The sequence below is a fragment of the Nocardioides exalbidus genome (assembly GCF_900105585.1).
Taxonomy (GTDB): Bacteria; Actinomycetota; Actinomycetes; order Propionibacteriales; family Nocardioidaceae; genus Nocardioides; species Nocardioides exalbidus.
In genome coordinates, this window is record NZ_FNRT01000002.1 from 975,353 (window position 1) to 991,482 (window position 16,130).

13 protein-coding genes and 2 riboswitches are annotated in these 16,130 nt (G+C 72.2%); of the genes, 5 read left to right on the top strand and 8 right to left on the bottom strand.

The window, feature by feature from the left end; translation table 11 throughout:
• Nucleotides 1-19 precede the first annotated feature (19 nt).
• The 3 genes from BLV76_RS05090 to clpB all read right to left on the bottom strand — a co-directional run bounded on the left by BLV76_RS05090 (nucleotide 20) and on the right by clpB (nucleotide 4,918).
• Nucleotides 20-985, bottom strand: a complete 966-nt coding sequence (locus BLV76_RS05090; RefSeq protein WP_090968159.1) for a peptidoglycan-binding domain-containing protein — start codon at nucleotides 983-985, stop codon at nucleotides 20-22.
• 69 nt (nucleotides 986-1,054) lie between these two features.
• Nucleotides 1,055-2,254: an MFS transporter gene (locus BLV76_RS05095; protein ID WP_245734547.1), complete on the bottom strand. Its 1,200-nt coding sequence runs from the start codon at nucleotides 2,252-2,254 to the stop codon at nucleotides 1,055-1,057.
• Nucleotides 2,255-2,335: 81 nt separating this feature from the next.
• Complete coding sequence (clpB, locus tag BLV76_RS05100; protein WP_090968160.1) at nucleotides 2,336-4,918, bottom strand: ATP-dependent chaperone ClpB; 2,583 nt, start codon at nucleotides 4,916-4,918, stop codon at nucleotides 2,336-2,338.
• Nucleotides 4,919-5,084: 166 nt separating this feature from the next.
• On the opposite strand from clpB, the gene BLV76_RS05105 reads away from it, so the two are divergent.
• A complete protein-coding gene (locus BLV76_RS05105) occupies nucleotides 5,085-5,513 on the top strand; it encodes a hypothetical protein (protein ID WP_090968161.1) in 429 nt (142 codons plus the stop codon).
• On the opposite strand, the gene cobF is transcribed toward BLV76_RS05105, so the two are convergent.
• Complete coding sequence (gene cobF / locus BLV76_RS05110) at nucleotides 5,480-6,232, bottom strand: precorrin-6A synthase (deacetylating) (protein ID WP_090968162.1); 753 nt, start codon at nucleotides 6,230-6,232, stop codon at nucleotides 5,480-5,482. The two genes, BLV76_RS05105 and cobF, sit on opposite strands and share 34 nt — an antisense overlap.
• Nucleotides 6,229-9,837, bottom strand: coding sequence for a cobaltochelatase subunit CobN (cobN, locus tag BLV76_RS05115; protein WP_090968163.1), 3,609 nt, complete (start codon nucleotides 9,835-9,837; stop codon nucleotides 6,229-6,231). The genes cobF and cobN overlap by 4 nt, the downstream gene beginning before the upstream one ends.
• A gap of 28 nt (nucleotides 9,838-9,865) precedes the next feature.
• A riboswitch (cobalamin riboswitch) is annotated at nucleotides 9,866-10,012 on the bottom strand.
• Between cobN and BLV76_RS05120 the strand changes: the two genes are divergently transcribed.
• Nucleotides 10,006-10,842: a hypothetical protein gene (locus tag BLV76_RS05120; RefSeq protein WP_090968164.1), complete on the top strand. Its 837-nt coding sequence runs from the start codon at nucleotides 10,006-10,008 to the stop codon at nucleotides 10,840-10,842. Its footprint overlaps the riboswitch before it by 7 nt.
• Here BLV76_RS05120 and BLV76_RS05125 read toward each other — a convergent pair.
• Complete coding sequence (locus BLV76_RS05125; RefSeq protein ID WP_090968165.1) at nucleotides 10,826-11,512, bottom strand: 4a-hydroxytetrahydrobiopterin dehydratase; 687 nt, start codon at nucleotides 11,510-11,512, stop codon at nucleotides 10,826-10,828. The two genes, BLV76_RS05120 and BLV76_RS05125, sit on opposite strands and share 17 nt — an antisense overlap.
• Nucleotides 11,513-11,830: 318 nt before the next feature.
• Nucleotides 11,831-11,893: riboswitch (cobalamin riboswitch) on the top strand.
• Between the two features lie 62 nt (nucleotides 11,894-11,955).
• Here BLV76_RS05125 and BLV76_RS05130 point away from each other — a divergent pair.
• From BLV76_RS05130 to cobM, 3 genes are read left to right on the top strand one after another with little or no spacing between them, the layout of a single operon-like run.
• A complete protein-coding gene (locus BLV76_RS05130; RefSeq protein WP_090968166.1) occupies nucleotides 11,956-12,636 on the top strand; it encodes a precorrin-8X methylmutase in 681 nt (226 codons plus the stop codon).
• Nucleotides 12,633-14,180: a precorrin-2 C(20)-methyltransferase gene (locus BLV76_RS05135; protein WP_090968167.1), complete on the top strand. Its 1,548-nt coding sequence runs from the start codon at nucleotides 12,633-12,635 to the stop codon at nucleotides 14,178-14,180. The genes BLV76_RS05130 and BLV76_RS05135 overlap by 4 nt, the downstream gene beginning before the upstream one ends.
• A complete protein-coding gene (gene cobM, locus BLV76_RS05140) occupies nucleotides 14,177-14,914 on the top strand; it encodes a precorrin-4 C(11)-methyltransferase (RefSeq protein WP_090968168.1) in 738 nt (245 codons plus the stop codon). The genes BLV76_RS05135 and cobM overlap by 4 nt, the downstream gene beginning before the upstream one ends.
• Before the next feature lie 296 nt (nucleotides 14,915-15,210).
• On the opposite strand, the gene BLV76_RS05145 is transcribed toward cobM, so the two are convergent.
• Both BLV76_RS05145 and BLV76_RS05150 read right to left on the bottom strand, forming a co-directional pair.
• A complete protein-coding gene (locus tag BLV76_RS05145) occupies nucleotides 15,211-15,486 on the bottom strand; it encodes an iron-sulfur cluster assembly accessory protein (protein WP_090968169.1) in 276 nt (91 codons plus the stop codon).
• A 74-nt stretch (nucleotides 15,487-15,560) separates the two neighbouring features.
• On the bottom strand, nucleotides 15,561-16,076 hold the full coding sequence (locus tag BLV76_RS05150) for a cupin domain-containing protein (protein ID WP_090968170.1): 516 nt from the start codon (nucleotides 16,074-16,076) through the stop codon (nucleotides 15,561-15,563).
• Nucleotides 16,077-16,130: the final 54 nt, after the last annotated feature.

Below are 16,130 nucleotides of genomic sequence, written 5' to 3' on the forward strand. Positions count from 1 at the left end.
CTGCGCTGGCGGCGTCGGCTCAGTAGGTGTCGGCCAGCGTGGCGGCCATCGACTCCCACTGCGCGTAGGCGTTGGGGCAGCAGGAGCGCTGCACCCTGTCGGCGGCGAGGGTCTTGCTCATCGACTCCCAGCCGGAGACGTCGAAGAGCCCCGGGTTGGAGGTGGACGACGAGACGCCGAGGAAGCCCTGGGTGGACGCCGTCGGGTCCACGCACGCGACGCTGCCGGGGCACCAGCCCTGGCTCGGGCGCTGCTGGAAGAGCCCGAGCGAGTCGCGGTCGCCGAACTGGATGTTGCAGAGCTTCGACTCCTGCATGGCCGTCATCAGCGCGATGATCTGGGCGTTGCGGTTGCCGCCGGCCGCCCGGGTCGCACCGAGGACCGCCTGCACGTTGGCGACCTGGGACGGCAGCAGTGACGAGGCGGTCGAGCCGCCGGTCGAGTAGCACAGCGACTGGTCGCCGGCCTGGCTCCAGCCGAGCAGCTCCTGCCACGTCGCGGCGTCGACCGTGCCCGACTGCGACAGCCCGCGGCTGGCCTGGAAGGAGACGACGGCCGCCCGGGTGCCGGACCCGAAGACGCCGTCGGCGACGAGGTTCGCGCCGTACTTGTTGAGCTGCGTCTGCGCCGCCTTCACCGCGTTGGTGTCGGCCGAGCCCTGGCCCACCTGGACGACGAGCCGCGGCCACGTGCCGCTGCCGGCGATGCCGTCGGCACCGATGCCCTGGGCGGACTGGAAGGCCTTGAGGTTGGTGGTCGTGCCGGACCCGAAGACACCGTCGGCGGAGGTGGCGTAGCCGCGCGAGGTCAGGAGGTACTGCAGCGCCATCGCGTTGTTGTTGCGCGGCTGTCCGGCCTGGGTGACCGGCCACGCGCTGGCCGCCTGGGCCGGTGCGGCGACGATCATCAGGGAGGTCGCGACCAGGAGGGCGAGGACGACGGCGACCGCGCGCGAGCGCGGTCGGGGCAGGTTCGATCGATGCATGTGGAGCTCCCGAGAGAAGTGCCCCGGCCAGCCGAGTCGGCCGGGGCGCGTGCTCCGACCCTGCCACACCTACTCGAGCGGGCGCTCGTCCGAGACCGGCACCAGGGCCACCGCCAGCAGCGGGAAGAGGGCCGCGAGCGCGAACGTGCCGGCGTACCCGGCACTCCCGATCGCCAGGCCGCCGATGGGCGGCACGAGGGCGGCGGCGAGGAACTGCGCGGTGTTCTGCACGCCCAGCGCGCGGCCCGACCAGAACGGGCCGGCGCGCTCGGCGACGGCGGTGAAGGCGAGCCCGTTGTCGGCGACGGTGATCACCGTGGCGACGACCACGAGGGGTACGGCGACCGCGAGGTCGAGGCCGGCCGCGAGGCCAAGCAGCGCCATCGCCAGGCCCGCCGCGATCGCGACCCAGCGGAGCGGACGCATCCGCGACCGGACGTGGTCGGAGAGCTGGCCGGCGGCGATCCGGCCGAACGCAGCCAGCACCTGGGTGCCGGCGACGAGCGAGCCGGCGGCCGCGGGCGACCAGCCGCGGTCCTGGATCAGCCAGACGAGCGCGAAGGTCCACACGACGAACTGCGGCACGACCAGGAGCACCGAGACGCCGTGGATGCGCGCGAGGTAGCGGTCCTGGCGGTAGGGGTTGGGCGCCGTGCCCTCCTTCGGCGCGGTCCGCGGCGGGTCGACCACGACGAGCGCCACGACGACCGTGGCGAGCGCGCACGCGATCGTCGGCACCCAGAGGGCTGCGCGGATGCCGTGGCCGTCGGCGACGACCGGGACGGCGATGGCGGCGATCCCGACGCCCATCGGCTGTGCCATCTGCCGGATCCCCATGGCCAGCCCGCGGCGGTGCGGTGGGAACCAGCCGACCACGACGCGGCCCGACGCGGCGTTGGTGCTCGCCGCGGCGGCTCCGCCGAGGCCGAGTGCGATCGCGAGCAGCACACCGTCCTCGGCCAGCACGGCGAGCAGGCCGGCGACGGCCGCGAGGCCGAGGCCGGCCACCAGCGCGATCCGCTCGCCACGGCGGTCGGTGAACCAGCCCCACGCGACCAGCGTCAGCATCACGCCGATCATCGGGGTCGCGGTGACGACGCCCGCCTCGGCGATGCTCATCCCGCGCTGCTCGTGCAGCGCCGGGATCAGGAAGACCGCACCGTTGGTCATCACCGCGGCCGCGGCCTGGGCCGCCGTGCTCGCGCCGAGCATCCCCCACCGGCGGGCCGTGCCGATCTCGCTCCGCTCGGCCAGCGCGCTCTCCGTCACGGCCTCACGCTAGTTCTGCCCGGCCGTCCGGTCCGTCCGCCGTCCACGGGCTGGGTCCTCGCGGCCGGGGTGAGGCTCGACCTAGCGGAGCACGAGCCCGTCGTCACCGACGTCGACCGTGACCGCGCCCCCGTCGGTGACGTCACCGGCGATCAGCTGCCGGGCGAGCGGGTCGCCGATGGCCGACTGGATGAGCCGGCGCAGGGGCCGGGCGCCGTACGCCGGGTCGTAGCCGGTCTCGGCCAGCCACGCGCGCGCGGCGTCGGTCACCGAGATGGTGATCCGCCGGACCGCGAGCCGCTTCTCGAGCAGCGCGAGCTGCAGGTCGACGATGTGCGCGAGGTCGTCCTTGCTCAGCGCCTCGAACATCACGACCTCGTCGAGCCGGTTGAGGAACTCCGGTTTGAAGTGCTGCCGCACCACGTTCATCACCGACATCTTCTTGGTGTCGGGCATGAGGTTCGGGTCGACCAGGAAGTTCGAGCCGAGGTTGGAGGTGAGGATCAGCAACGTGTTGCGGAAGTCGACCGTGCGCCCCTGGCCGTCGGTGAGCCGGCCGTCGTCGAGCACCTGCAGCAGGATGTCGAAGACCTCGGGGTGCGCCTTCTCGACCTCGTCGAGCAGCACGACGCTGTAGGGGCGCCGCCGCACGGCCTCGGTGAGCTGGCCGCCCTCGTCGTAGCCGACGTAGCCGGGAGGCGCGCCGACGAGCCGCGAGACCGAGTGCTTCTCGCTGTACTCGCTCATGTCGATCCGGACGATCGCCCGCTCGTCGTCGAAGAGGAAGTCCGCGAGCGACTTCGCGAGCTCGGTCTTGCCGGTGCCGGTCGGGCCGAGGAAGAGGAACGACCCGGTCGGCCGATTGGGGTCGGCGATGCCGGCGCGCGAGCGTCGTACGGCGTCGGACACGGCCGTGACCGCCTCGCGCTGGCCGATCAGGCGCTCGCCGATGACGTCCTCCATCTGGAGGAGCTTGGCCGTCTCGCCCTGCAACATCTTGCCGGTGGGGATGCCGGTCCACGCCTCGACGACGTCGGCGATCTGCTCGGCGCCGACCTCCTCGCCGACGAGCGGCTCGAGGTCGACCTGCTCGGCCTTCTCGACCTGCTCGATCTGCTCCTCGAGCTCGGGGATCCGGCCGTACTGGATCTCCGAGGCACCCGCGAGGTCGCCCTCGCGCAGCTTCTTCTCGGCCTCGATCTTCAGGGCGTCGAGCTGGCGGCGCAGCTCGCCCTCGCCCTGGAGCTGGTCCTTCTCGCGCTCCCAGCGAGCCTCGAGCCCGCGCAGCTCCTCCTCGCGGTCAGCCATCTCCTTGCGGAGCACGGCCAGCCGCTCGACGGACGCGTCGTCGGACTCCTTGTCGAGCGCGAACTCCTCCATCTTCAGGCGCTCGACCTGCCGACGGAGCACGTCGATCTCCTCGGGGCTCGACTCGTGCTCCATGCGCAGGCGCGACGAGGCCTCGTCGATGAGGTCGATCGCCTTGTCGGGGAGCTGGCGGCCGGTGATGTAGCGGTCGGACAGGGTGGCGGCGGCGACCAGTGCGGCGTCGGTGATCCGGACGCCGTGGTGCGCCTCGTACTTCTCCTGGATGCCGCGCAGGATCTGGATGGTGTCCTCGACGCTGGGCTCGCCGACGAAGACCTGCTGGAAGCGGCGCTCGAGCGCGGGGTCCTTCTCGATGCGCTCGCGATACTCGTCCAGCGTCGTCGCGCCGATCATGTGCAGCTCACCACGCGCCAGCATCGGCTTGAGCATGTTGCCGGCGTCCATGGCGGAGTCGCCGCCGGCGCCCGCACCGACGACCGTGTGCAGCTCGTCGATGAAGGTGATGACCTGACCGCCGGCGTCCTTGATCTCCTCGAGGACGGCCTTGAGCCGCTCCTCGAACTCGCCGCGGTACTTCGCACCGGCCACCATCGCGGCCAGGTCGAGGCTCAGCACCCGGCGGCCCTTGAGCGAGTCGGGGACGTCGCCGGCGACGACGCGCTGGGCGAGCCCCTCGACGACGGCGGTCTTGCCGACGCCGGGCTCGCCGATGAGGACGGGGTTGTTCTTGGTGCGCCGTGACAGCACCTGGATCACGCGCCGGATCTCGGCGTCGCGGCCGATGACGGGGTCGAGCCTGCCGTCCTCGGCCTGCCGGGTGAGGTCGACGGAGAACTTCTCGAGCGACTCGTAGGACGCCTCGGCGCTCTCGCTGGTCACCCGGCGGTTGCCGCGGACGGCGGTGATCGCCTCGCGCAGGCCGTCGGCGGTGAGGCCGGCGTCGGTCAGCACCTTCTGCGCGGGCGACTCGACGGTCGCCAGGGCGACGAGCAGGTGGTCGGTGGCGACGTAGTCGTCCTTCATCGATCCGGCCAGGTCGAGCGAGCTCGCGAGGACGCGCGTCAGTGACGGCGACGCACTCGGCTGCTGGACCGTCGTACCGGTCGCACGAGGCAGCTTCTGCTGGACGCCCTCGGCCTGCGCGAGCAGCGGGGCGGCGTCCACGCCGGCCTTCTGCACGAGGCTCCGACTGGTTCCGTCCTCCTGCTTCAGCAGCGCGACGAGCAGGTGGATGGGCTCGGTGTGGGTGTTGCCGCCCGTGGTGGCGGCCAGCTGGGCAGCCTCGATGACCTCTCGGCTGCGGGTGGTGAACTTCTCGGCACCGAACGTGCTCAACTCATCTCCTCATGACTCGGCGTGCGACCACTGTGGTCGACACTGGGTCCAACGCGCCAGAAGTTGAGTCGATTCCCCTCAACTTTGATTTCTTGTCCGAGCGGGCCATGCCGACTGAGCACCATTGCTCAATCCGTGGGGCACCGCTGCTTCGTAGCGTGCAGCCATGCCCCGATCGCACCCGCTCCTCGCCGCCGCCCTCGCCTTCGTCGCCGTCGCCCTCGCCTGGCTCGGGACGGCCCACGCACTCACTGCCGTCGACCCCTACCGGATCGACTCCATCAACGCGACGCTCTACGTGCTCGTCGCCGTGGCCGCGACCGGCCTCGTCGTCGCGGCGTGCCTGTGCTCCCTGCCGTGGGCGCTCCTGGCCGCCGTCGGCGTCACGGCCGGCCTGTGGTGGGGAGCCTCCGAGTCCGTGGCCGTCCTCGACGGCCACAGCGGCGGCTGGATGGGCGGCTTCAACTACCTCGTCTACCTCGTGCCGCTGTCGGCCGCCGGGGTCTGCCTGATCGCGCTCACCACCTGCTCGGTGGTCAGCGCGTCCGTGGCGCCCCGGCCTCAGCCCCGCAGGCCCGGTGGCGTGGTCCTCTGAGCCCGCCTGAGCAGGTAGGTGTCCATCACCCAGCCGTCGGACTGCCTGGCCCTGGTCCTCGCGTCAGTGAGGTCGTCGAGGACGTCGGCCAGCCGGCCGGCGACCAGCTCCTCGTGGGGGCTGCCGAGGTTGGCGCCCCACCAGATGTCCCAGTCGCCCGCCAGCTCCGCGGCCTGCAGCCGACCGTCCAGCATCACGACGAGATTGTCGTGGCCGGCCTCGACCTCGGCGGCGAGCCGGCGCCCGGTCGTCACCAGCACCGGCCGGCCGACCTCGTGGAGCACGAGCCGGTGGCGGGCGGCGAGGAGCGAGATCGCGGAGACGCCCGGCAGGACGTCGTACTCCAGTCCCAGCCGGTCGACCACCCGGATCGTCGAGTCGTAGAACGCCGGGTCGCCCCACACGAGGAACCCGACCGTGCCGGGACGTGCGGAGATGACGGAGGAGTACGCCGCCGCCCGCGCGTCGTGCCAGTCGAGGACCGCGCCGTCGTAGCCGGCCTCGTCGAGACCGGAGGAGCGATCACGGGGCGGGTCGGCGACGGCCACCAGCTCGACGCCGAGCGAGGAGCAGATCGACCGACGCAGTGCGAGGAGCGGGTCGTCCGAGCCCTTGTCGGCGGCGATCACGTAGTCGCACGACTCGATCGCGGACCGCGCCTCGAGCGTCAGCTGCTCGGGGTGGCAGCCGATCCCGACGATGCGGACACGCGACGTCACCGGTCCTCCAGCTCGCCCTCGACGTCGAGGTAGACCTGCTGGAGCGCAGCCATCACGTCGGCGTCCGGCTCGGCCCAGAGGCCGCGGTCGGCGGCCTCGTGCAGCCGCTCGACGATGCCGCGCAGCGCCCACGGGTTCGACGTGCGCAGGAACTGCTGGTTGGTCTCGTCGAGGACGTACTCCTTGGCGAGCGACTCGTACATCCAGTCGTGCACCACGCCCGCGGTCGCGTCGAAGCCGAAGAGGTAGTCGACGGTGGCGGCGAGCTCGAAGGCGCCCTTGTAGCCGTGGCGCTGCATCGCCCCGATCCAGCGCGGGTTGATGACGCGGGCCCGGAAGACGCGGTTCGTCTCCTCCTGCAGCGTCCGGGTCCGCACCGCGTCCGGGGTCGTCGAGTCACCGACGTACGCCTTGGGGTCGCTGCCGGTCAGCGCGCGCACGGTGGCGACCATGCCGCCGTGGTACTGGAAGTAGTCGTCGCTGTCGGCGATGTCGTGCTCGCGGGTGTCGACGTTCTTCGCGGCGACCTTGATGCGCTTGTAGTTGGTGCGCATGTCGTCGGCGGCGGGTGCGCCGTCGAGGTCGCGGCCGTAGGCGAAGCCGCCCCAGGCCGTGTAGACCTCGGCGAGGTCCTGGTCGCTGCGCCAGTTGCCCGACTCGACGACCTGCAGGATGCCGGCCCCGTAGGACCCCGGCTTGGAGCCGAAGATCCGGGTGGTCGAGCGGCGCTCGTCGCCGTGCTCGGCGAGGTCGGCGCGAGTGTGGGCGCGCACGTAGTTCTGGTCGTCCGGCTCGTCGAGCGAGGCGACCAGCTGGACGGCGTCGTCGAGCATCGCGACCACGTGCGGGAAGGCGTCGCGGAAGAAGCCGGAGATCCGCACCGTGACGTCGATGCGCGGACGGCCGAGCTCGTCGAGCGGGATGACGGTGAGGTCGTTGACCCGGCGCGAGGCCGGGTCCCACTCGGGGCGGACGCCCATCAGCGCGAGCACCTCGGCGATGTCGTCGCCGGAGGTCCGCATCGCGCTCGTGCCCCAGACGGACAGGCCGACCGACTCGGGGTAGCCGCCGGTCTCGTCGACGTACTTCGCGACCAGCGACTCGGCCATCGCCATCCCGGTCTGCCAGGCGAGGCGCGACGGGACCGCGCGCGGGTCGACGGTGTAGAAGTTGCGGCCGGTCGGGAGCACGTTGACCAGCCCACGCAGGGGCGAGCCGGACGGGCCGGCGGCGATGAAGCCGCCGTCGAGGGCGTGCACGACCGCGTCCAGCTCGTCGGTGGTGCGGGCGAGGCGGGGCACGACCTGGGTGGCGGCGAACTCCAGCACCCGCTGGACCTCGGGGTCGTCGTGGAGCGTGGCCGCGGCGGCGACGTCCCAGTCGGCGTCGTCCATCGCCTGCACGAGCGCGCGGGCCTTCGCCTCGATCGCGTCGACGGCACTGGTGGCCTCGGCGTTCTCCTTCAGCCCGAGCGCGGCCCGGAGCCCCGGCACCGCCTGCGCCTGCCCGCCGAAGACCTGCGAGGCCCGCATGATCGCGAGGACGAGGTTGACCCGCGCCTCGCCCGCGGGTGCGTCGCCCAGGATGTGCAGGCCGTCGCGGATCTGCGCGTCCTTGATCTCGCAGAGCCAACCGTCGACGTGCATGATGAAGTCGTCGAACGACTCGTCGTCCGGCTGCTCGTCGAGGCCGAGGTCGCGATGCATCTCGGCGGCGTGCATGAGCTGCCAGATCTCGCCGCGGATCGCCGGCAGCTTGGCCGGGTCCATCGCGGCGATGTTGGCGTGCTCGTCGAGGAGCTGCTCGAGCCGGGCGATGTCACCGTAGGACTCCGCGCGGGCCATCGGCGGCACGAGGTGGTCGACGATCGTGGCGTGGGCGCGGCGCTTGGCCTGCGCGCCCTCGCCCGGGTCGTTGACGAGGAACGGGTAGACCATCGGCAGGTTGCCGAGCGCCGCGTCGGTGCCGCAGGAGGCCGACAGCGCGGCGTTCTTGCCGGGCAGCCACTCGAGCGAGCCGTGCTTGCCGAGGTGCACGACGGCGTCGGCCCCGAAACCCCCCTCGGAAACAGCACTGCCCAGCCACCGGTAGGCGCCCATGTAGTGGTGGGTCGGCGCCAGGTCGGGGTCGTGGTAGATCGCGATCGGGTTCTCGCCGAAGCCGCGCGGCGGCTGGATGATGAGCACCACGTTGCCCGCCTGGACGGTCGCGAGCACGAGCTCGCCGGCGTCGTTGGTGAAGAGCGACCCGGTGCCCTCGCCCCAGGCCCCGACCATGTCGGCCTTGAGGTCCTCGGGCAGGTCGGCGGTCCAGTCGGCGTACTGCTGCGGCGTGATCCGCACGTGCGCGTCGGTCAGCTGCGCGTGGGTCAGCCACTCCTCGTCCTGCCCGCCCGCCTCGATGAGCGAGTGGATCAGCGCGTCGCCCTTCTCGGTGTCGGTGGCGTCGCGGCCGAGGATGTCGGTGACGGCGTTGTCGGTGCCGAGGTCGTAGCCCTCGGCGCGCAGCCGCTCGAGCATCCGGATCGCGGAGACCGGGGTGTCGAGGCCGACGGCGTTGCCGATGCGCGCGTGCTTGGTGGGGTACGCCGACAGCACGAGCGCGAGCCGCTTCTCGGCGTTCGGGATGGAGCGCAGGCGGGCCTGCTTGACCGCGATGCCGGCCACCCGCGCGCAGCGCTCGGGGTCGGCGACGTAGTGCGGGAGCCCGTCGGAGTCGACCTCCTTGAAGGAGAACGGCGCGGTGATGATCCGGCCGTCGAACTCGGGGATCGCGATCTGGGTGGCCGAGTCGAGCGGGCTGACGCCGTCGTCCGACTCCTCCCACTCCGCGCGGCTGCTCGTGAGGCAGAGGCCCTGGATGATCGGGATGTCGAGCGCCGACATCCGCGCCACGTCCCACGACTCGTCGTCGCCGCCCGCGCTGGCCCCCGCCGGCGTGCGGCCACCGGCGGCGAGCACGGTGACGATCAGCGCGTCGAGCGTGCCGAAGGCGTCGTACAGCTCATCGGGCGCGGAGCGCAGCGACCCGGCGAAGATCGGGACGCCGACCGCGTGGCCGGTCGCGTCGACCGCGTCGGCGAGCGCGTGGGCGAAGGCGGTGTTGCCGCTCGCCTCGTGGGCGCGGTAGTAGAGCACCCCGACGCGTGCCTTGCCCTCCGCAGCCGTCTCCGCCTGCGGACGGGCGGCGTAGCCCCACTGCGGCAGCACCGCCGGCGGCTCGAAGCCCTCGCCGGTGAGCAGGACGGTGTCGGAGAGGAAGGCGTGGAGCTGGGTGAGGTTCTCCGGGCCGCCCTCGGCGAGGTAGCGGTGGGCCTCGGCCGCGACGCCCATCGGCACCGACGAGAGCTCCATCAGCTCGGCGCTCGGTGCCTGCTCGCCACCGAGGACGACGACGGGCATGCCGGTCGCGGCGACGCGGGTGAAGCCGGAGCAGAGGTCCTGCGGCGAGCCGAGCAGCCGGCCGATGACGAGGTCGCAGCCCTCGATCACCTCGGCCATCGACTGGTGGCCGGGCCGCGCCGGGTTGGCGAGGACGTAGTCGGCGCCGGACGCCCGCGCGCTCAGCAGGTCGGTGTCGGACGTGGACAGGAGTGCGATGCGCACGATTTCCTCCAGGGGGTTCTCGCCCCTCGTTGTCGGATCCCGCGTGGCTCAGTGTCTGGCTCGGCCCACCGGTTGGCGGGCCTGACAGTGGCGGAACCGCCCCGGACTCGCACCGGGTTCCTGGTCCCACGCAGGTGGCTGCCGCGAGCCTACTGCCACACTCGGCCCATGACCGAGCGCACCCGAGGCGACCTCTGCCCGGGCGTCTTCCGTCCGTGGCCGGCGGACGACGGCGCGCTCGTCCGGCTGCGACTCCCCGGCGGCCATCTCTCCCGCTCGACGCTGCTGTCGCTGGTCGCCGTCGCTGAGGAGCACGGCGACGGGCAGGTCCACCTGACCAAGCGGGCCAACCTCCAGCTGCGGGCGCTCCCCTCCTCCGGTCCCGACCTGCTCCCCGAGGTCGTCGAGGCGATCCGGGGCACCGGGCTGCTGCCGCATCCCGCCCACGAGCTGGTGCGGAACGTGATGGCGTCGCCGCTCACCGGCCTGGTCGGCGGCCGCGCCGACCTGCGCCCGGTCGTGGCCGAGCTCGACGCGCGCATCTGCGCGACGCCGTCCCTCGCGTCCCTGCCCGGTCGCTTCCTCTTCGTCCTCGACGACGGCCGCGGCGACCTCGCCGCGCGGTCGACCGACCTCGGCCTGGTCGCCCTCTCCCCGTCCGAGGTCCAGCTGCGGATCGGGTCGTCGGCGTGGGGCCCGGTCGTCCCTGTCTCCGAGGCGGCCGCCCGGCTCAACGGCCTGGCCCGCGCCTTCCAGCAGGTCCGCGGCCGCGGCGACGACGCCGCCTGGCACGTCGACGAGCTCCCGGTCGCGCTTCCCTCCCAGGACCCCGACCCCCGCGCCCTCGTCTCCTCCGCACCCCCGCCCCCCGGCGAGGTCGTGCAAGGAGTCGTGCACGTCCCCATCGACGGTGGCGTGCTCGACCGAAAACTTTCGCTCACGCTCCCGGAGGAGCTGGTCGTGACCCCGTGGAAGTCCCTGATCGGACTCACGCCACGCAGATGACCCCGCGGTTCCCCTCCTGGTCGGCGATCACCGTCAACCCGGGGGCCTGCGAGTCGTCCACGATGGTGCCGCCGGCAGCGAGGGCGGCGGCCACCCGACCGTCGCGCGCCTCCGCGGCGACGTACACCTCGACGTGGAACCGCTGGCCGGGCGCCGCGTCCTCGTCGAGGTCGTCGAACCACAGGTTCGGCACGCGCACCGAGGCGTCGCGCACCTCGTCGCCCGGAGTCCGTCGTCCCTGCGAGGCGAGGTCGCCGGTGAGCAGGGCGGCCCAGACCGGCGCGACGTCCCCCGACGCGTCGACGTCGAGCCCGAGCTCGAGCTCGGCGACGGCGGCGGGATCCGCGGTGAGCCCGAGGTCGGAGGCGATCGCCTCGATGCGGCGGGCGAGGTCGAGGTCCTGCTGCGTCGGCCACTCGACGACGTACTCCGTGCCGTCGTCGTCGCGGTAGATCGCATCGGCGGTGACCAGCTCCAGGTCGACGTGGCCGTTCCCGAGCACGGCGCGCGGGTGGTGCCCGACCGACTCACCGGCCTCGGAGATCGCGGAGACGAGGCGTACGGCTTCCGCGAAGGACCCGACGAGGTAGCGGGCGTGCAGCCCCTGGGCCAGCTTGCGCCAGTCGGTCAGCCCGGCCTGGGCGATCTGCTCACTCGGGATCATGTCCATGTCGCGACGATAGACCGCTGGACGTGTCCCCACCCGGAGGAAGGTTGGACAGACGTTTGACGTCGTCTAACGTGGACGTCGTCTTCGAAAGGCCTCACCACTTCCGGGTGGTGCATCCACCCGAGCAGGGTGATCGAAGACTGCGGCCTGGCCCCGGAAAGTGGCCAGGCCGCACCCAACCCTTCGACCGTACGCTGCTGCATGCCTGCACACCAGCGTGCGCCGCCGGACTTCGCGGCCAGCTGTCCACCGTGCGTCCCGGACACCCGGGGACCGTAGCCCGCCGGCTGCCCTAGGCTGCCCCCGTCACGCAACGCAGGAACCCGGTGCGAGTCCGGGGCGGTTCCGCCACTGTCAGTCCTCGAAGCCCAGCCAGGGGACGAAGCCAGACACTGCCCGCGCGACGTACCAGCCGAGAGGGGCGAGAACCCCGAGGAGCAGTGATGAGCCTGACCATCCAGAGCGAGATCCCGAGCGAGGTCCAGCGCCCGACCAAGCGCTACGACTACATCGACGACGGTGCCGCGATCTACGTCGACTCGTTCGCGACGATCCGTCGCGAGACCGGGTTCGACCACCTGCCGGCCGACGCCGAGCGCGTCGCCGTCCGGATGGTCCACGGCACCGGGCAGATCGACCTCGCCCACGACCTCGTCATCCACGACCGGCTCGTGGTCAGCGCCCGCACCGCGCTCAACCTCGGCGCCCCGATCATCACCGACGCCCACATGGTCGCCAGCGGCGTCACCCGCGCCCGCCTGCCGAAGGACAACGAGGTGCTCTGCGCGCTCCGCGACGAGCGGGTGCCCGCGCTCGCCAAGGCGATGGGTACGACGCGCTCCGCCGCCGCGCTGTCCCTGCTCGAGGACCGCTTCGACGGCGCGGTCATCGCGATCGGCAACGCCCCCACCGCCCTCTTCCACCTCCTCGAGATGCTCCTCGACGGGGCACCGCGCCCGGCCGCGATCGTCGGCTGCCCGGTCGGCTTCATCGGCGCCGCGGAGTCCAAGCAGGCGCTCGAGGAGGTCGCGCTCGACATCCCGTTCCTCACGATCCGCGGGCGTCGCGGCGGCTCGGCGATGACGGCCTCGGCCCTCAACGCGCTCGCCCAGGAGAAGGAATGACGGGCCGGTTGTACGGCGTCGGGCTCGGCCCCGGCGACCCCGAGCTGATCACCCTGAAGGCCGCCCGGCTCATCGAGTCGGCCGACGTGATCGCCTTCCACGCCGGCGTCGGCAAGACGTCCAACGCCCGCACGATCGCCGCCTCGCTGATCCCGGCGTCGGCCATCGAGGAGGAGCTCCGCTATCCCGTCACGACGGGCGAGACGGCGCACCCGGGTGGGTACGCCGGCGCGATGGCCGAGTTCTACGAGTCCTGCTCCGCCCGGCTGGGCGCGCACCTCGAGGCCGGGCGGACCGTCGTCGTGCTGGCCGAGGGCGACCCGCTGTTCTACGGGTCGTTCATGTACCTCCACGACCGCCTCTCCCCGCGCTTCCCCACCGAGGTCGTCCCCGGCGTACCGGCCTTCGCCGCCGCCACCGCCGTCCTCGCCTCGCCGCTCGTGCGGCAGACCGACGTGCTCACCGTGCTCCCCGGCACCCTCCCGGTCCCTGAGCTCGCCCGCCGCCTCGCCGACACCGACGGCGCGATCATCATGAAGCTCGGCCGCACCTTCCCCCGCGTCGTCGAGGCCCTGCGCCAGGCCGGCCGCCTCGAGCACGCGCTGTACGTCGAGCGCGCCTCGATGCCCGCCGAGCGCTGGATGCCCGTGGTCGACGTCGACCCCACCTCCGTCCCCTACTTCTCGTTGATCGTCGTCCCCGGCGACTCCAAGTCCGACGACCCGACGGGAAGAAGGGCGACCAGCGCATCGCTGGTCGAGGAAGGCGCCGCGCAGCCGCTGGTTGAGCAGCGAGGAACGAGCGTGTCGAAACCAAGGCCGCTCAAGGTCATCGGCCTCGGCCCCGGCCCGGACAAGTGGCTCACCCCCGAGGCCACCGAGGCCCTCGCCGACGTCGACCACGTCATCGGCTACGCGCCCTACGTCAACCGCGTACCCCAGCGCGAGGGCCTCACCCGCCACGCGTCCGGCAACACCGTCGAGGTCGACCGCGCTCGCCACGCGCTGACCCTGGCGTCGCAGGGCGAGAGGGTGGCGGTCGTGTCCGGCGGAGACGCGGGCGTCTTCGGGATGGCGAGTGCCGTGTTCGAAGCCGCCCCGGACTTCCCCGACGTACCCATCGAGGTCCTCCCCGGCGTCAGCGCCTTCCAGGCCGTCGCAGCCAGGGCCGGAGCACCCGTCGGCGCGGACTTCGCGGTCCTGTCGCTGAGCGACCGGCTCAAGCCGTGGCCGGTCATCGAGAAGCGCCTGCGCGCGATCGCCGAGGCCGACCTGGTTCTGGCGGTCTACAACCCCGCCTCGCGCAGCCGGACGACCCGGGTCGCCGACCTGCAGAAGCTCTTCCTCGAGCACCGCAGCGCCGACACCGTCGTCGTGGTCGGCCGCGACGTCGGTCGGGCCGAGGAGTCGCTGACCGTGACCACCCTCGCCGAGCTCGAGGCCGACACGATCGACATGAAGTGCCTGCTGATCATCGGCGCCTCCTCGACCACCGTCACGGCGGCCGGCCAGGTCTGGACGCCGCGGTTCGTGGAGGGCGAGTGACCGTCCACTTCGTCGGCGCCGGCCCCGGCGCTGCGGACCTGATCACCCTGCGCGCCGCATCGCTGCTCGCGGCCGCCGACGTCGTCCTCTACCCGGGGACGTACCTCGACGCCGAGGTCCTCTCCCACTGCCCCGACGCGCGGCAGGTCGACACCCAGAAGCTCCACCTCGACCAGATCACCTCGGTCATGGTCGACGCGGCCGCCGGGGGCAAGGAAGTCGTCCGGCTCACCTCCGGCGACCCGTCGCTCTACTCCGCGCTCGCCGAGCAGACCGCCCGCCTCGACGCGGCCGGGGTCGCGTGGGACGTGTGCCCGGGAGTCCCGGCGTACGCCGCTGCTGCCGCCGCCGTCGGTCGCGAGCTCACCGTCCCCCTGGTCACGCAGTCGGTCGTGCTGACCCGCACCCAGGCCCGCTCGACCGCGATGCCGTCGACCGAGTCCCTGGCCGCGTTCGCCGCGACCCGCGCCACGCTCTGCCTCCACCTCGCCATCACGAAGACCCGCGAGCTGGCTCTCGAGCTCGTCGAGGAGTACGGCGCCGACTGCCCCGTCGCCGTCGTCCACCGGGCCACCCAGCCGGACGAGCTCGTCCTCGTCGGGACGCTGGCCGACATCGCCGACCAGGTCGAGGCCGCCGAGCTCAAACAAGCCGCGGTCATCCTGGTCGGCCGGGCCCTCGCCCGCGATGGGGCCGAGTCCTGGCTCTACCAGGCCGACCGACCGCGCAGCTAGCCAACCGCTGGTCGAGGAAGGCGCCCTGGCGCCTGTCACGAGACCCCTCAGCCCCGGTCGCGCGATCTCCGCTGGTTGAGCAGGTCGCGCAGCGACCGTGTCGAAACCAAGCCCACCCGGGATCACCTTCAAGCTGAACGCCGATGCGATCTGGCGAAGCAACCACCCGGTGCCTGCGACATGCCTAGAATCCGGCCGTGCCAGTGCTGATGGAACTCATGACAGTCGGCGTCTCAGGCGCCATCATGCGAAGAGCCCCGGACCGACCAGCGATCCGGGGCTCCTGAAGCGGTACGTCAGGCCTGCTGGCCCAGCGCGAACTGGATGTTGCCTTCCTCGTCCACGCCGCCGTCCAGGATCTTGTCGGAGAGGAACTCCGACGCCGGCTGGTCGACGTAGATGGTGGCGCCGTCCTGCTCGAGCACCACGTCGTCCGGTGCGGCCGCCTCAGCGGGGCTGACGGAGAGCGACTCCCCGTCCGGCTCGGTCGCGATGCGCAGCGCGGAGATGCCGGGCACCTCTTCGGTGAGCTTGTTGACGATCTCGGTCGCGTTGTCGGTGAGAGCAAGCATGGGCTCTCCTCCCGTATGGCGAATGTGTCCCCTCCACCATGACGAAGATCGGCCCCAGACCCAAACCGAGTGCGTCAGGCCGGAGCCTCCTCGGGGATCGGCGGGCCGACCACCTCGAGCCCGTAGCGCGGCCCGACCTCGTTCCAGCGCGCGATCTCCTCGGCCATCGGCAACCCTTCGCCCTCCCCGGGGATCCGGCGGGCCGCCGCCGGGACTCCCACCTCGTCGTACAGCCCGAGCAGGTGCCCCGGCTCGGTGAGCGCGAGGTAGCGCACGGGACTCGTCCCGCGTGTGCGGAAGGCGTGCGGCAGGCCCTGCGGGAGGTACATGAAGCAGCCGGCGTAGAGCTCGAACTGCTCCTCGCCCGCCCGATAGCTCATCTCCCCCTCGAGCAGGTAGAACGCCTCGGCCTCGCGCGTGTGCCGGTGCAGCGGGGTCGCGATGCCGGGCGGCTGGGTCACCACCGCGACCCCCAGCCGCCCCGCGGACTCCCCCGCCACCAGCAGGTGCTCGAAGAGCGAACCCATCGCCCAGGTCTCGTGCGCGGAGCTGCCCGGCTCCCGCATGACCGCTGTCGCCTCGTCGTCCATCGGGCCTCCCACGTTGATCCGAATCGACTTCGGATGAATATCAGTTACGGTAGG

What these genes read in the sequence shown, in the direction of transcription:
- BLV76_RS05130 (WP_090968166.1), top strand. Translation starts at nt 11,956, where the DNA reads ATGAGCCTGACCATCCAGAGCGAGATCCCGAGCGAGGTCCAGCGCCCG.
- BLV76_RS05145 (WP_090968169.1), bottom strand. Translation starts at nt 15,486, where the DNA reads ATGCTTGCTCTCACCGACAACGCGACCGAGATCGTCAACAAGCTCACC.
- BLV76_RS05105 (WP_090968161.1), top strand. Translation starts at nt 5,085, where the DNA reads ATGCCCCGATCGCACCCGCTCCTCGCCGCCGCCCTCGCCTTCGTCGCC.
- BLV76_RS05150 (WP_090968170.1), bottom strand. Translation starts at nt 16,076, where the DNA reads ATGGACGACGAGGCGACAGCGGTCATGCGGGAGCCGGGCAGCTCCGCG.
- BLV76_RS05135 (WP_090968167.1), top strand. Translation starts at nt 12,633, where the DNA reads ATGACGGGCCGGTTGTACGGCGTCGGGCTCGGCCCCGGCGACCCCGAG.
- BLV76_RS05120 (WP_090968164.1), top strand. Translation starts at nt 10,006, where the DNA reads ATGACCGAGCGCACCCGAGGCGACCTCTGCCCGGGCGTCTTCCGTCCG.
- BLV76_RS05125 (WP_090968165.1), bottom strand. Translation starts at nt 11,512, where the DNA reads ATGGACATGATCCCGAGTGAGCAGATCGCCCAGGCCGGGCTGACCGAC.
- BLV76_RS05090 (WP_090968159.1), bottom strand. Translation starts at nt 985, where the DNA reads ATGCATCGATCGAACCTGCCCCGACCGCGCTCGCGCGCGGTCGCCGTC.